Source organism: Streptomyces sp. NPDC001816 (assembly GCF_042892235.1).
Lineage (GTDB): Bacteria > Actinomycetota > Actinomycetes > Streptomycetales > Streptomycetaceae > Streptomyces.
Window position 1 is genome coordinate 141018 of sequence record NZ_JBIATY010000006.1, and the last position, 14238, is coordinate 155255.

General features: G+C 70.9%; 13 protein-coding genes. 6 read left to right on the plus strand and 7 right to left on the minus strand.

Annotated elements, in window-relative coordinates; genetic code table 11:
- Positions 1 to 47: 47 nt before the first annotated feature.
- Both ACFYZZ_RS22395 and ACFYZZ_RS22400 read left to right on the plus strand, forming a co-directional pair.
- Positions 48 to 974: an RNA polymerase sigma factor SigF gene (locus ACFYZZ_RS22395; RefSeq protein ID WP_386580337.1), complete on the plus strand. Its 927-nt coding sequence runs from the start codon at positions 48 to 50 to the stop codon at positions 972 to 974.
- Positions 975 to 1240: 266 nt separating this feature from the next.
- Positions 1241 to 1777 carry a hypothetical protein gene (locus ACFYZZ_RS22400; RefSeq protein ID WP_389178617.1) on the plus strand — a complete coding sequence of 179 codons (537 nt, stop codon included), beginning with the start codon at positions 1241 to 1243 and terminating at the stop codon, positions 1775 to 1777.
- Positions 1778 to 1798: 21 nt separating this feature from the next.
- On the opposite strand, the gene ACFYZZ_RS22405 is transcribed toward ACFYZZ_RS22400, so the two are convergent.
- Positions 1799 to 1996 carry a hypothetical protein gene (locus tag ACFYZZ_RS22405; RefSeq protein ID WP_386580333.1) on the minus strand — a complete coding sequence of 66 codons (198 nt, stop codon included), beginning with the start codon at positions 1994 to 1996 and terminating at the stop codon, positions 1799 to 1801.
- A 204-nt stretch (positions 1997 to 2200) separates the two neighbouring features.
- Between ACFYZZ_RS22405 and ACFYZZ_RS22410 the strand changes: the two genes are divergently transcribed.
- From ACFYZZ_RS22410 to ACFYZZ_RS22425, 4 genes are all read left to right on the plus strand, one after another.
- Complete coding sequence (locus tag ACFYZZ_RS22410; protein ID WP_389178620.1) at positions 2201 to 2695, plus strand: MarR family winged helix-turn-helix transcriptional regulator; 495 nt, start codon at positions 2201 to 2203, stop codon at positions 2693 to 2695.
- Between the two features lie 13 nt (positions 2696 to 2708).
- Positions 2709 to 5243: an MFS transporter gene (locus ACFYZZ_RS22415; protein ID WP_389178623.1), complete on the plus strand. Its 2535-nt coding sequence runs from the start codon at positions 2709 to 2711 to the stop codon at positions 5241 to 5243.
- 102 nt (positions 5244 to 5345) lie between these two features.
- Complete coding sequence (locus ACFYZZ_RS22420; RefSeq protein ID WP_389178626.1) at positions 5346 to 6167, plus strand: YceI family protein; 822 nt, start codon at positions 5346 to 5348, stop codon at positions 6165 to 6167.
- A 68-nt stretch (positions 6168 to 6235) separates the two neighbouring features.
- On the plus strand, positions 6236 to 6703 hold the full coding sequence (locus ACFYZZ_RS22425) for a PPOX class F420-dependent oxidoreductase (protein ID WP_389178629.1): 468 nt from the start codon (positions 6236 to 6238) through the stop codon (positions 6701 to 6703).
- On the opposite strand, the gene ACFYZZ_RS22430 is transcribed toward ACFYZZ_RS22425, so the two are convergent.
- The 6 genes from ACFYZZ_RS22430 to ACFYZZ_RS22455 form a co-directional block, all read right to left on the minus strand.
- Positions 6704 to 7459: a TetR/AcrR family transcriptional regulator gene (locus ACFYZZ_RS22430; protein ID WP_389178632.1), complete on the minus strand. Its 756-nt coding sequence runs from the start codon at positions 7457 to 7459 to the stop codon at positions 6704 to 6706.
- A 122-nt stretch (positions 7460 to 7581) separates the two neighbouring features.
- Positions 7582 to 9819, minus strand: a complete 2238-nt coding sequence (locus ACFYZZ_RS22435) for an ArnT family glycosyltransferase (RefSeq protein ID WP_389178635.1) — start codon at positions 9817 to 9819, stop codon at positions 7582 to 7584.
- Positions 9816 to 11294 carry a glycosyltransferase gene (locus ACFYZZ_RS22440; RefSeq protein ID WP_389178637.1) on the minus strand — a complete coding sequence of 493 codons (1479 nt, stop codon included), beginning with the start codon at positions 11292 to 11294 and terminating at the stop codon, positions 9816 to 9818. Before ACFYZZ_RS22440 ends, ACFYZZ_RS22435 begins: the two co-directional genes overlap by 4 nt.
- Positions 11295 to 11308: 14 nt before the next feature.
- A complete protein-coding gene (locus ACFYZZ_RS22445) occupies positions 11309 to 12949 on the minus strand; it encodes an ATP-binding protein (protein ID WP_389178640.1) in 1641 nt (546 codons plus the stop codon).
- Complete coding sequence (locus ACFYZZ_RS22450; RefSeq protein ID WP_389178643.1) at positions 12946 to 13686, minus strand: response regulator transcription factor; 741 nt, start codon at positions 13684 to 13686, stop codon at positions 12946 to 12948. Before ACFYZZ_RS22450 ends, ACFYZZ_RS22445 begins: the two co-directional genes overlap by 4 nt.
- Before the next feature lie 100 nt (positions 13687 to 13786).
- Entirely contained in the window at positions 13787 to 14155 is a 369-nt protein-coding gene (locus ACFYZZ_RS22455; protein ID WP_389178646.1) for an antibiotic biosynthesis monooxygenase family protein, read from the minus strand.
- Positions 14156 to 14238 lie beyond the last annotated feature (83 nt).

The following is a 14238-nucleotide window of genomic DNA, read 5'->3' on the forward strand; positions in this document are numbered from 1 at the left end:
CGAAAGGCATCGCCGCCGCGACCGTCCCGCGACCCAAAGGGGGTGGCATGTCCGCAGACCAGGGCAGCTCGAAGGTGCTCACGCCCACGAGCGAGGCAGCGCCCAAGCAGCTCGACGCCATCGACGTGCTCGACGACGTCACGTCACTCGAGACCGTGCCGGCCCCGCCCGTCCAGGCCCCCGATGCCGCACCGGCCGTCCCGGCCACGGCGGACATCGACACCCGCACCCTGTCCCGCTCCCTGTTCCTGCGGCTCGCCGCACTCGACGAGAACAGCCCCGAGCGCGCCTACGTCCGGGACACCCTGATCGAGCTGAACCTCCCGCTCGTGCGCTACGCAGCGGCTCGCTTTCGCTCGCGCAACGAGCCGATGGAGGACATCGTCCAGGTCGGCACCATCGGCCTGATCAAGGCGATCGACCGCTTCGACTGCGAACGGGGCGTGGAGTTCCCGACGTTCGCGATGCCGACGGTCGTGGGCGAGATCAAGCGCTTCTTCCGCGACACCTCGTGGTCGGTGCGGGTCCCGCGCCGGCTCCAGGAGCTGCGCCTGGCCCTCACCAAGGCCAGCGACGAGCTGTCCCAGAAGCTGGACCGCTCCCCGACGGTGACCGAACTTGCCGCGGTCCTCGGCGTCTCCGAGGAGGACGTGGTCGACGGCCTCGCGGTCGGCAACGCCTACACAGCCTCCTCGCTCGACTCCCCGGCCCCCGAGGACGACGGCGGCGAGGGCTCCCTGGCCGACCGGCTCGGCTACGAGGACACCGCGCTGGAGGGCGTGGAGTACCGCGAGTCCCTCAAGCCCCTGCTGGCCAAGCTGCCGCCCCGGGAGCGCCGGATCATCATGCTGCGCTTCTTCGCCAACATGACCCAGTCCCAGATCGGCGAGGAGGTCGGCATCTCCCAGATGCACGTCTCCCGCCTGCTGACCCGCACCCTGGCCCAGCTGCGCGAGGGGCTCATCTCGGACTGAGGCTTCCTATCTGACGAAGCGTCAGCCACCATGGCCGGATGCTTCGTACCCGGATGCCTGGTACCCGGACGATTCGTCCCCGGACGCTTCGCACGACGACATGGACACAGGGCCGCCGAGGCGCCGTCACGGCAGCGTCGGCGGCCGTCGTGTGTCTGGGCGTGGCCCTGGCCGCGTGCGGTGGCGGGGGCCGGGACGGATACGTGGCGGTGGGCGGTGTACCGAGCCCGGCAGGTTCGCCAGGGGCACCGACGGGAGCGGTACGGATGGTCCCGCTGGACGAGCCGACCGCGGCCACGGCCGCCAACTCACCGTCGAGCACCGCCCCTTCGGGTCGGCCCTCGGATGCGACCCCGCCAAGCACCCCGTCGACCGACGACAGCACCACACCAGATCCCGCGCACACCTCACCGAGCAGCACCGGCGAGGGCACGACGGCCCCGGGGCAGCCGCCGTCCCCCACCCCAACTCCCAGCCGCACCAGGCCTCCCGCACCCGCCGACCTCAGCTGGGGCGACCCCTTGCAGAAGGACACGGACGAGCGGTGGTGCGAGAAGGTGACCGTCGGCTTTCACAACTCCGGCGGTACGGCGGTGCGTTCGGGCACGGTGACGTTCGGGACGCACATCATCGGCGCGCTCGGCATCGACTGGGGGACGGTCGAGTCGACCGTGGACCTCCCGGTGCCGATCGGACCGAAGGCGCGCACGGACCACACCTGGACGGTGTGCGTCGACGCCTGGCGCGTCCCGCTGGGCATGCACATCGAGACGCGGGACGTGTCCGTCCAGTGGAGCGAGTGACCCCCGCCGGGGGTCGCGCCCTTACTTGATCGCCAGCCAGGCCACCGCGGCGACGACCGCCACGGCGACGACGACGCCGATGATCAGGCCGATGCGCGGGCCGGAGGAGGCGGCCGCCTGCTGTCGGCCTCCCTGGGGAGCCTCGTCGACGAACGCGCGGAACATCTGGGTGCTGCCGGCGGGGTCGTAGTTGCCCTGGGGGCCCTGGGTGTTAGCCATGGCCCGAGACACTAGCGAATCCAGGTGACCGGCCCAAGTGCGGGGCCACCGGTACAGAGGGGGGCAGGCCACCCGCCGCCACCTGCGCATTTACGGTTGCAATACTTGCCTTTGCCAAGTTTTTGCGCCAGCCCGCCCCGATTTGTTTGCCTGCAGCAACCAACTGGTCTATGGTTGCCCCAAGCAACGAATACGGGAGGTGTGATGGCCGGGCAGGCGCAGTACGAAGAGCTGGCGCGTCAGCTCAGTGCCTTCGGAGCCGTGAAACGGGACATGGGGCGGATCCTGCCGCCCGAGTGCCCGGCCGGCTCGGCCGCCGTGCTGACCCTGCTCGGTCGCCACGGCGACATGCGCATGAGCAAGCTCGCCGAGCTGCTCGCCGTGGACATGTCAGTCACCAGCCGGCATGTCGCGCACGTCGCCGCGCGCGGCTGGATCGAGCGGTCACCGGACCCCGCGGACAAGCGCTCGCGCATCCTGCGCCTGACGCCCACGGGCCTGGAGCAGCTCGACGAGCTGTCCCGGCGGACCACCCATCTGCTCGCCGACCGGCTGAGCGACTGGACCGACGAGGAGGTCGGCCAGCTCATCCGGCTGATGACGCGCCTGCGCGCCAGCTTCGGCGACTGCCGGTCCGCCCCACCACGGCTGCCCGCGCCCGTAGTCGAAGAGATCACCCGTACACCCGCAAGCACGTAAGAAAAGGAAGCCCATGGCAACGACCACACCAGCCGGTGTGCGGGCTCACGCCAAGCACGGGGGAGGCTCCCAAGGCGCCTCCGGGCACGCCCCGATGTCCCACCGGCAGATCATGGAGGCGCTCTCCGGGCTGCTGCTCGGCATGTTCGCCGCCATCCTGTCGTCCACCATCGTCTCCAACGCCCTGCCCGAGATCATCCAGGACCTCGGCGGCGGACAGAGCGCCTACACCTGGGTCGTCACGGCCGCGCTGCTGGCGATGACCGCCTCGACCCCGCTCTGGGGCAAGCTCGCCGACCTGGTCAGCAAGAAGGCGCTCGTCCAGATAGCCCTGGTCATCTACATCGCGGGCTCGGTCGTCGCCGGTCTGGCGCAGAACCCGGGCATGCTGATCGGCGCCCGGGTCATCCAGGGCCTCGGCGCCGGCGGTCTGACCGCGCTGGCCCAGATCATCATGGCCGCGATGATCTCCCCGCGTGAGCGCGGCCGGTACTCCGGCTACCTCGGCGCGACCTTCGCCGTCGCCACCGTCGGCGGCCCGCTCGTCGGCGGCGTCATCACCGACACCGACTGGCTCGGCTGGCGCTACTGCCTGTTCGTCGGTATCCCCTTCGCGCTGATCGCGCTGCTCGTGCTGCAGAAGACGCTGCACCTGCCGGAGACCAGGCGCGAGGTCAAGGTCGACTGGGCCGGCGCCTTCTTCATCACCGCCGCCGTCAGCCTGCTGCTGGTCTGGGTCACCTTCGCCGACGACAAGTACGACTGGCTGTCCTGGCAGACCTACACGATGGTCGGCGGCGCGCTCCTGCTCGCGCTGATCTTCCTCTTCGTGGAGACGAAGGCCGCCGAGCCGATCATCCCGCTGCGCCTCTTCAAGAACCGCACCATCGCGCTGGCCTCGGTCGCCTCCCTCTTCGTCGGCATCGCGATGTTCGCCGGCACGGTGTTCTTCAGCCAGTACTTCCAGCTGGCGCGCGACAAGTCCCCGACGATGTCCGGTGTCATGACGATCCCGATGATCGCCGGCCTGTTCGTCTCCTCCACCGTCTCCGGCCAGGTCATCACCAAGACCGGCAAGTGGAAGGCCTGGCTGGTCACCGGCGGTGTGCTGCTGACGGCCGGTCTGGGTCTGCTCGGCACCATGCGGTACGACACCGACTACTGGAAGATCGCGATCTTCATGGCGGTCATGGGCCTCGGCATCGGCATGATGATGCAGAACCTGGTCCTGTCCACCCAGAACCAGGTCGCCCCGCACGAACTCGGCGCCGCCAGCTCGGTCGTCACCTTCTTCCGCTCCCTCGGCGGCGCGGTGGGCGTCTCGGCGCTCGGCTCCGTGATGTCGACCCGGATCACCCACTACGCCAAGGACACGATCGGCCAGCTGAGCCCCAAGGAGCAGCTGGCGGCCGCCAAGGCCAGCGGCTCCGGTCAGCTGCCGGACATGGACCTGCTGCCCGCGCACATCCGCACCTGGCTGGAGGGCGCGTACGGGCACGGCATCGCCGACATCTTCCTGTACGTCGCGCCGATCGCCTTCCTCGCCTTCCTGGTCACCCTGTTCATCAAGGAGGTCCCGCTGCGCACGACCGGCGCCCTGGCCCAGGCCGCCGAGGCCGACAAGGCCGAGACCCCGGCCGTCGCCGTCGCGCAGACCGCCCCCGCCGAGGAGAAGGTGCCCAGCTGGGCCGCCCCGGTCGTGGACCCGCAGGACGGCACGGAGGCCACCCCCACCGATCAGTTCACCGCCGTCGCCACCCTGCCCGCCCCCGACGAGCCGGCCTCCGGCGGCACCCCGGTCCACGGCTTCGTGCGCGGCGCCGAGAGCGCCCCGGTCCCACAGACCGCGGTCACGCTGATCTCCCTCGGCGGCCGCCAGCTGGGCCGCGCGGTCGCCCAGGCCGACGGCTCCTACGGGCTGAGCGCACCGGGCACGGGCTCGTACGTGCTCATCGCCTCCGCCGACGGCTACCAGCCGCAGGCCTCCACGATCGTGGTGGGCGAGGAGCCGCTGTCGTACGACATCCTGCTCAGCGGCACCAGCGGGCTGAGCGGTGTGGTCCGGGCGGCCGGGAGCGCGCTGCCGGTCAAGGACGCGATGGTGATCGTCACCGATGTGCGCGGGGACCTGCTGGCCACCGCGGCCAGCGGTGAGCAGGGCGAGTTCGCCTTCACCGAGCTGGTGCCGGGCGTGGTGACCGTCGCGGTGAACGCGGCCGGGTTCCGTCCGCGCGCCCTGCCGGTCGAGATCGGCGCCACCGGCGTCACCCGGATCGAGCTGGACCTGGACGCCGGCGCCCAGCTGCAGGGTGTCGTACGGGCCCCGCACGGTCCGCTGGCCGACGCCCGGGTGACCCTCGTGGACGCGGCGGGCAACGTGGTCGGCACCGCCACCACCGGGACGGACGGGGCGTACGCCTTCGCCGACCTGGACAACGGCGAGTACACCGTCATCGCGACGGGCTACCCGCCGGCGGCCACCGCCCTGACCGTCTCCGGCACCGGAGTCGACGGCCACGACATCGAACTCGCCCACTCCGGCGAGTAGTTCGGCCCCGGCCCGTGGTGCGCGCACCGCCATGCGCGCACCACGGGCCGGTTTCATACGACCAATGTGTAAGCCTTTGTAATTCCTTGGGGAGAAAACGGGATGGGACTGACCGCGAGGATCCGCACCCGGGACGGATGGGCCGTGTCGCACGCGGTCGTCACGGTGACCGACATGACCGGTACGCAGGTGCTGCGGGCCGAGGCGGACGCCGAAGGTGCCGTACGGGACGCCACCGAGTTGGCGCCCGGGGCGTACACAGTGATCGTGACCGCCGTCGGATACGCGCCCGCCGCCTCCAGCGCGATCGTCACGGCGAGCGGGCGGGCCGAGGTCGGCACGGTGACCCTGGCCCGGCAGGGCGGCGCCGAACTGCCGCCGCCCGGCCCCTGGACCATCGACCCGGTGCACTCCTCCGTCGCCGCCGTCGCCCAGCACCTGGGCATCTCCAGCGTGCACGGCCGGTTCAAGGAGTTCGGCGGATCCATCGAGATCGCCCCCGACGACGTCACCAAGTCCCGCGTGGAAGCGGTGATCCGGGCGGCCTCCGTCGACACCGGCAACGGGATGCGCGACACGCACCTGCGGTCCGCCGACTTCCTCGACGTCGAGCGGCACCCGGAGATCACGTTCCACTCCACCGGCCTGGCCCAGGCCGGCCCGGACCGCTGGACGGTCCACGGCGAACTGGCGATGCACGGAGTCGTACGGCCGGCCGACCTGGACCTGGCCTACCTCGGCACCGGCGCCGACCCGTGGGGCGGCACCCGCGCCGCCTTCCGAGCCACCACCGAACTCCACCGCGAGGACTTCGCGATGAACTACAACCAGGTCCTCCAGGCGGGCATCGCCGCCATCGGCACGACCCTCAAGGTCGAGCTGGACATCCAGGCGGTCCAGGGCGAGGCACTGCCCGCCGCCTGAGGCACGCCGGTGAGCCTGAGCCCGGCAGGGTCAGGCTCACCGGGCCCTGCTCGTCCTAGGCTGCGCCCATGGCACCCAACATCGCGACGAACACCCGCGTCTCGTCGGCCGAACTGCTGGACTTCGTACGCCCCCGCCACCGCGCCATCCTGCTCACCCGCCGCACCGACGGCAGCCCCCAGGGCTCCCCGCTGACCTGCGGGGTGGACGACTCGGGCCGGATCGTGGTCTCCACCTACCCCGAGCGCGCCAAGACCCGCAACGCCAAGCGCGACCCTCGGGTCAGCCTGATCGTCCTGAGTGACGAGTGGAACGGCCCCTGGGTCCAGATCGACGGCACCGCCGAGGTCGTCGACGCCCCCGACTCGGTCGAGCCCCTGGTCGAGTACTACCGCAACATCGCCGGCGAGCACCCCGACTGGGACGAGTACAGGGAGGCGATGATCAAGCAGGGCAAGTCGATCATCCGGATCACACCGGAACGGTGGGGGCCGGTGGCGACCGGTGGCTTCCCGGCGCGGCTGGTCTCGGAGTAGTCAGCCGCGCTCGACCATCGCCTCGATCCCGGCCACCATCAGGTCCAGGGCGAAGGTGAAGTCACGGTCCAACATCTCGGCGACCGTGTCGCCGCCGCGGGCGTCCATGATCTCCTTGGTCTCCTGGAGGTAGTCCGCGGCCTCGGGATCCTGCCGGGCCGAGGTCATGGCCTGCCGGAAGTAGTCGTCCGGGGGCAGCCCGGAGTCCGCGATCCGGGACAGGAAGTGGCCCTCCAGCGTGCCGTAGCCGTACACGAACTGGAACACGGCCGAGATGGCGCTCGTCACCCGGTGCGCGGGCAGCCCGGCGCGCCGGATGACCCGCTGCACGCTGCGCGAGAAGGCGAGCGACGCGGGGCCGATGTTGAGGTACCGGCCGGCCAGCGGTGACATCCAGGGGTGGCGCACCAGCAGCGCCCGGTACTCGGCGGCCAGCGCCCGCAGCTGCTCCCGCCAGTCCGCGCTGTCTTCCGACACGGGTAGCCGCAGCTCGCCGTAGGCCGCGTCCAGGGCGAGTTCGAGCAGGTCGTCCTTGGTGTCGACGTACCAGTACAGGGACATCGCGGTGACGTTCAGCTCACCGGCGAGCCGCCGCATGGAGAACTTCGCCAGCCCCTCGGCGTCCAGCAGCCGCACGCTCACGGCGGTGATCCGCTCCCGGTCGAGCCCCGAGGGCTGCGCGCTGCGCCCGCCATGCCGCGTCTTCCCCTCCAACCACACACTGGCCCGCACCGACCGCGCATCGCCCTTCGCCATCGACGCACCTTTCTCGCACTACGGCCACTTTCAAGGATGCTAGATGTGCAAACGGACATGCTGTACACCGCATAGTCGTCGCCATGCGGTGTACAGCAGGTTTGCGTCCGCTGCCGGCCCGCTCAGTCACCGGCCTTCTGGGTGAGGTCGTAGAAGGTGGCCGAACCGACCGTCACCTTCTTGAAGTTGCTCTCGACCCACGAGGTGATCCGGGACGACGTACCGCTGTTGCTGCCGCCCATGCCACCGCCCATACCGCCGCCGGCGATGAAGTAGTGGATCTTTCCGTCCGCCACGTACTTCTTGAACTGGGCCGGCGTCGGGGACGGGTCGGTGCCGTTGAAGCCGCCGATCGCCATCACCGGGTCACCGGTGGCCAGCTGGTAGCTCGCGGCGTTCTGGGAGCCGATGGAGGCGGCGACCCAGGTGTAGTCGCCCGCGTCCTTCTCCAGCAGCTTCTTGGCCACGGAGCTGACGTTCGCGCCGTTCAGCAGGCCGCCGGCGCCACCGCCGCCGCCCATACGGCCGCCTTCGCCCAGCCGGCCGCCGCCCGGGAAGCCGTTGCCGTTCTGCTGGTTCTGGCCCTGCCCCTGGCCCTGGCCCTGGCTGTTGCCGTTCTGGCCGGGCATACCGCCACCGGGGAAGCCACCGCCGGGGAAGCCCTGGCCCTGGCCGCCGGGCATGTTCCCGTTGCCGTTCTGCTGGCCCTGCTGACCTTGCTGGTTCTGCTGGCCCTGCCGGCCCGGCACTCCGCCGCCGAAGCCGCCGCCCAATCCGCCAGGACGGCCGCCGCCGCCGAAGCCCATCATGCTCGCGCCCGCCGGACCGGCCGTCGGGATGGAGCCGGTGTGCGCGGAGTTCACCGTGCTGAGGGTGTACGCCGTCGGACCGGCGAGCGCGGCCACCAGGCCCACCGCCGCCGCTCCGAGGGCGAACCGGCGCGAGATGCGGCCCGCGAAGATCAGTCCGAACGCGGCCGCGAGCCCGCCGATCAGGACCAGCCACTTCAGCCAGGGCAGGTAACTGGAGGTGCGGTTGAGCAGGACGTAGCCCCAGGCGGCCGCGGCCACCACGGCCGCGGCGAGCGTGAGCGACGCCCAGGTCTCCTTCCGCTTCTCCCACAGCAGCCCGGCGCCCATGCCGGTGACGGCCGCGATGTAGGGGGCGAGGGCCACCGTGTAGTACTGGTGGAAGATGCCCGCCATGTAGCTGAAGACCACCATGGTGATCAGCAGCGAGCCGCCCCACACCAGGAACGAGGCGCGCGTGGCGGACGTACGCTGTGCCTTGCGGGTCGCCCACAGGCCCGCGACCAGCAGGATCAGCGCGGCCGGGAGCAGCCAGGAGATCTGGCTGCCGATCTCGGAGCTGAACATCCGATCCCAGCCGGTCGCGCCCCAGCGGCCGGAGCCGTTGCCGCCGCCACCGCCGCCGACGCTGCCGGTCTCGTCGCCGTTGATCCGGCCGAGGCCGTTGTAGCCGAAGGTCAGCTCCAGGAAGCTGTTGTTCTGCGAACCGCCGATGTAGGGGCGGGAGGCGGCCGGCCACAGCTCGACGATCGCGACCCACCAGCCGCCGGCCACGACGAGCGCGACGGTCGCCAGGCCCAGCTGCACCAGCCGCCTGCGCAGCCTCACCGGACCGCAGACCGCGTAGACGACGGCCAGCGGCGGCAGGATCAGGAAGGCCTGGAGGGTCTTGGCGAGGAACGCGAAGCCGATCGCGGCTCCCGCCCACACCAGCCACCCGGTCCGCCCGTCCTCGACGGCGCGGACGACGAAGTAGCAGGCCAGCGCCATCAGCAGGGCCAGCAGCGCGTCCGGGTTGTTGAACCGGAACATCAGCGCCGCGACGGGGGTGAGCGCGAGCACCGCGCCCGCGATCAGACCGGCCGCGGGGCTGAACCGGCGCCGTACACCCGCGTACACGACCGCCACCGTGCCGACGCCCATGAGGACCTCGGGGGTGAGGATCGCCCACGAGTTCAGGCCGAAGATCCGCACCGACAGCTCCATCGGCCACATGAAGGCCGAGGGCTTGTCGACGGTGATGGCGTTGCCCGCGTCCAGCGAGCCGAAGAAGAACGCCTTCCAGGACTTGCTGCCCGCCTGGACTGCCGCCGAGTAGAAGGAGTTGGCGTAGCCGGAGGCGCTCAGGTTGTACAGGTAGGTGACGAGGGTGAGGGCCAGCAGGCCGAGGAAGGCCGGGCGTGCCCAGCGCGGGTCCTCGGGGCGACCGCGCCACAGTCTCCGTACGAGGGGCTGCCGCACCTCACCGGCCTGCGGGGGAGCGGTCGGTGGCGGGCCCCAGGCGCCGGGGCTGTCCTGCTCGGTCGTCGGCTGATCGTGGTGGGTGGTCATCGGGGGTCCCCCGGGTCGGTGTCGTGAGGGCGCACCGGCTGCAGCCGCATGGTGGCGTCCCTCCAGCTGCCGTCCGCGGCTTCACCGGCGCGGACCTGGGTGGTCTGGTAGGGCTGCTGGTACGGCACCGGGCGCTGCGGGAGCGGTGCGTACGGAGCCGTCGTGCTGTAGGTGGGCGAGGACGGATGGTGCGCCGGCTGGTGTGCCGCGACCACCGTCGATTCCCGGCCGGACTCCCGGCGGTCCGGGAACACCCAGGCGCGGAAGAGCAGGAAGCGCAGGACGGTCGCCGCGAGGTTGGCGGCGACGAGCACCGCCAGCTCGGTGGAGTGCGCCGGGTCGCCGGTGGCCGCGTTCAGGGCGGCCAGGGAGCCACTGGTCAGGGCGAGTCCGATACCGAAGACGACCAGGCCCTGTGCCTGGTGCCGGACGGCGCCGCCCCGGCCGCGCACCCCGAAGGTCAGCCGGCGGTTGGCGGCCGTGTTGGCGATCGCCGAGACCAGCAGGGCGAGCGCGTTGGCGACCTGCGAGCCGGAGAACTGCCGGAAGACGCTGTAGAGCACGAGGTAGAAGAGGGTCGACAGGCCGCCGACCACACAGAACCCGACGAGCTGGCGGGCCAGCCCCCTGGGCACGTCCTGGATGTCGCGGTCGCGCGGGTCGTCGCCGAAGGGCCGGGTGAGCCGGTCCAGCGGCAGCGAACCGCCGGCCAGCGCCTTGCCGATGCGCCACACGCCCTTGAGGTCGTCGGTGGCCGTCTTGACGATGTGCACGGTCGAGTCGGGGTCGTCGACCCAGTCGACCGGCACCTCGTGGATCCTCAGCCCCGCCCGCTCGGCGAGCACCAGCATCTCGGTGTCGAAGAACCAGCCGGTGTCCTCCACCAGGGGCAGCAGCACTTGAGCCACATCACGCCGGATGGCCTTGAAGCCGCACTGCGCGTCCGAGAAGCGGGCCTGCAGCGAGCCGCGCAGGATCATGTTGTAGGCCCGGCTGATGAACTCACGCTTGGGGCCGCGCACGACCCGGGAGGTACGGGCGAGCCGGGAGCCGATCGCGAGGTCCGAGTGGCCCGAGATCAGCGGCGCCACCAGCGGCAGCAGGGCGTTGAGGTCGGTGGACAGGTCGACGTCCATGTAGGCGAGGATCGGCGCGTCGGACGCGGACCACACGGTCCTCAGGGCGCGTCCGCGGCCCTTCTGCTCCAGCCGGAAGCCCGCGACCTCGGGGACCTCCGCCGCCAGCCGCGCCGCCACCAGCGGGGTGCTGTCCGTGGACGCGTTGTCCGCGATCGTGATGCGGAAGGCGTACGGGAAGGTGCGCGTGAGGTGATCGTGCAGTCTGAGCACGCACGGCTGGAGGTCCTTCTCCTCGTTGTAGACGGGGATCACTACGTCCAGGACAGGCGTACCGGCGTTTCCGGCCGGGAGGTGCTCCCGCGCCGGCAGGGTGCCGGGAGAAGAGTCGGTTCGCATGGAACCGACTCTCGTCAGGCGCCCTGTTGCACCCATGTGGTGGCGCTGTGCCGTGCCTGTGAGTGCTGTTGCCGGCTCATTTCCGGCTGCGGCTGGGGCTGCGGGGCGAGCGCCGGCAGATGCACCGTGAACACGGTCCGTCCGGGCACGCTGTCCACGGTCACGGCACCGCCGTGCGCGGAAGCGACGGCCTGCACGATGGCGAGGCCGAGCCCCGTGGAGCCGGTGGCACGGGAGCGTGCGGAGTCCCCGCGCGCGAACCGCTCGAAGACGTGCGGGAGCAGTTCGGGCGGAATCCCCTGCCCGTTGTCCTCGACGTCGATGCACATCCAGGGCCCGCGCCGCTGCACGCGCGCGGTGACGGTCGTACCCGGCGGGGTGTGGTTGCGGGCGTTGCCCAGCAGATTGACCAGCACCTGTTGCAGCCGGGCCGCGTCCGCGGACACGAGCGCGGGCTCGTCGGGCAGGTCGAGCCGCCAGTTGTGGTCCATGCCGGCCGCGCGGGCGTCGCTGATGGTGTCCACGACGAGCGGGATGAGGTCGGTCTGCTCGAACTGCAGCGGCCGGCCGGCGTCCAGCCGGGCAAGGAGCAGCAGATCCTCCACGAGGAGGGTCATCCGCCCGGCCTCGGACTCGATCCGCCCCAGCGCGTGCCGGGTGTCGGGCCCGATCTGCTCCCGTCCGCGCCGGGTCAGTTCGGCATAGCCGCGGATGGAGGCGAGCGGAGTCCGCAGCTCGTGGCTGGCGTCGGCGACGAACTGCCGTACCCGCGTCTCGCTCTGCTGGCGGGAGCGCAGGGCGCCGTGCACATGGTCGAGCATCCGGTTGAGCGCGGCGCCGACCTGGCCGACCTCGGTGTGCGGATCGCACTCCGACTCGGGGACCCGCTCGCTCAGGTTCACCTCGCCGGTGTGCAGGGGGAGTTCGGAGACACGGGTGGCGGTGGCGGCGACCCTGCGCAGCGGGCGGGTGGCCACGCCGACGATGACGAAGCCGGCGAGGGAGGCGGCGAGCAGCCCCGCCACGGTGACGCAGACCTCGACGACGATCAGGGTGTCGATGTTGTCGTCGACGTCCTTGGTGGGCAGGGCGACGTAGTAGGCGTCGCCGCCGTCGGGACTCACCTTGTACTCGGCCTGGTAGTCCCCGAGCCCGGGCAGCTCCACCGTGTGCGCTTTGCCGTCCTTCGGCACCGTGGCCAGCGCTCGCTTCTGCGCGGCGGTGAGATCGACGGCGCTCATCTTGCGGAACCGGTTGTAACTGTCGTTCAGCTGCACGGCCTTGCCGGCGCTGGCGATCGAGCCGTTCTGTACGTACGCCGCGACGGTGTTGGGCTGCGTCGGGCCGAAGGTCAGGAGGTGCTCGATCCGATCGCTCGGCGTGGTGCTGGTCTCGGACGGTGAGGCGGGTGCCGTCGGGTCGCCCGGTTCCGTACCGCCCGGCAGCCGGCCGCCCGCCGCACGGCCGGCGATTTCGTCGACCTTGCCGTTCAGCTGGTCGTACAGATGGGTGCGCAGCGCGAGCGTGGTCACGGTGCCGATCACCGCGCAGACCACGGCGATCAGCACCACGGACGCGACGACGAGCCGCGTCCGCAGGGTGCGCGGTTGTCCCGCTCTTCTCTTCTGCGGACGCGGCCGTCGTCGCCCGCTCATGACACGGCGGGCTTGATCAGGTAACCGGCCCCACGCCGGGTGTGGATCATGGGGTCGCGCCCGGCGTCGATCTTCCGCCGCAGGTACGAGATGTACAGCTCGACCACGTTGGCCTGTCCGCCGAAGTCGTACGACCACACGCGGTCCAGGATCTGCGCCTTGCTGAGCACCCGCCGCGGATTGCGCATGAGGAAGCGGAGCAGCTCGAACTCGGTGGCGGTGAGGTGTATGGAGTCCCCTGCCCGCGAGACCTCGTGGCTGTCCTCGTCCAGGGTCAGGTCCCCCACGACGAGCACGGAGTCGGAGCGCCGGTCGGCGGCCCCGGACCGGCGGATGAGCCCCCGCAGCCGTGCCACGACCTCTTCCAGGCTGAAGGGCTTGGTGACGTAGTCGTCGCCGCCGGCGGTGAGGCCGGCGATACGGTCCTCGACGGCGTCCTTGGCGGTGAGGAAGAGGACGGGCACGTCGGGCAGTTCGCGGCGCAGCCGCCCGAGGACGGTCAGCCCGTCCATGTCCGGCAGCATCATGTCCAGCACGACGGCGTCGGGCCGGAACTCACGGGCCGTCTGGACGGCCCCCTGGCCGTCCCCCGCACTCCTGATCTGCCAGCCCTCGTATCGAAGGGCCATGCTCAGCAGTTCGGTGATCGACAGCTCGTCGTCCACCACAAGCACTCGGACGGGGCTCCCGTCCGGCCTCAGCAGTTCGGTGCGCCCCTGGGGCGAGGTCGTGGTCATGGTGGACACCATGTCGGGGTCCTCTGAGAACACGCTTTCACGAGTCTGTGATTTCCCTAAGAAACGCACAGGCGCCTCTCAGGGAATGCCTGGGAACCACTCACGCACGCGCGAACCCGTGACTGCTCTCGACCCGGGCGATGTGGATCACGTACCGCTCGTACCACCGCTCCCGCCCACGCCACTTGGCGTCCAGGTGCTCGGGGTGCCGACGCCACTCATCGATCCCGGCGAGATCCCGGAAGTAGGCGACGGAGATCGCGAGCCCGCCGGGGGTGTGGGCGAAGTCCTCACCGAGGAAGCCGGGAATGCTCCGGACAAGGTCGGAGAGGTGACGGGCGGTGTCGGTGTAGCCGTCGGGGTCGAGGTCGGTGCGGGTGGAGGTGAACACGACGGCGTAGTAAGGGGGTTCGACGGGAGGGGTAGTGCTGGGGACGGGGGTGACAGGGGCAAGGTGGTTTTCGCTCATGTCGGCCACGATGCCCGTGGGCGGTGGCGGGGGTCCATGGACCTTGCCCAAAGGGATCCGTACGGGATCCAAGTCTTGACCTT

Coding starts and splice junctions, on each gene's coding strand:
- ACFYZZ_RS22410 (WP_389178620.1), top strand. CDS start 2,201: ATGGCCGGGCAGGCGCAGTACGAAGAGCTGGCGCGTCAGCTCAGTGCC.
- ACFYZZ_RS22400 (WP_389178617.1), top strand. CDS start 1,241: ATGGTCCCGCTGGACGAGCCGACCGCGGCCACGGCCGCCAACTCACCG.
- ACFYZZ_RS22415 (WP_389178623.1), top strand. CDS start 2,709: ATGGCAACGACCACACCAGCCGGTGTGCGGGCTCACGCCAAGCACGGG.
- ACFYZZ_RS22425 (WP_389178629.1), top strand. CDS start 6,236: ATGGCACCCAACATCGCGACGAACACCCGCGTCTCGTCGGCCGAACTG.
- ACFYZZ_RS22450 (WP_389178643.1), bottom strand. CDS start 13,686: ATGACCACGACCTCGCCCCAGGGGCGCACCGAACTGCTGAGGCCGGAC.
- ACFYZZ_RS22420 (WP_389178626.1), top strand. CDS start 5,346: ATGGGACTGACCGCGAGGATCCGCACCCGGGACGGATGGGCCGTGTCG.
- ACFYZZ_RS22405 (WP_386580333.1), bottom strand. CDS start 1,996: ATGGCTAACACCCAGGGCCCCCAGGGCAACTACGACCCCGCCGGCAGC.
- ACFYZZ_RS22430 (WP_389178632.1), bottom strand. CDS start 7,459: ATGGCGAAGGGCGATGCGCGGTCGGTGCGGGCCAGTGTGTGGTTGGAG.
- ACFYZZ_RS22435 (WP_389178635.1), bottom strand. CDS start 9,819: ATGACCACCCACCACGATCAGCCGACGACCGAGCAGGACAGCCCCGGC.
- ACFYZZ_RS22395 (WP_386580337.1), top strand. CDS start 48: ATGTCCGCAGACCAGGGCAGCTCGAAGGTGCTCACGCCCACGAGCGAG.
- ACFYZZ_RS22440 (WP_389178637.1), bottom strand. CDS start 11,294: ATGCGAACCGACTCTTCTCCCGGCACCCTGCCGGCGCGGGAGCACCTC.
- ACFYZZ_RS22445 (WP_389178640.1), bottom strand. CDS start 12,949: ATGAGCGGGCGACGACGGCCGCGTCCGCAGAAGAGAAGAGCGGGACAA.
- ACFYZZ_RS22455 (WP_389178646.1), bottom strand. CDS start 14,155: ATGAGCGAAAACCACCTTGCCCCTGTCACCCCCGTCCCCAGCACTACC.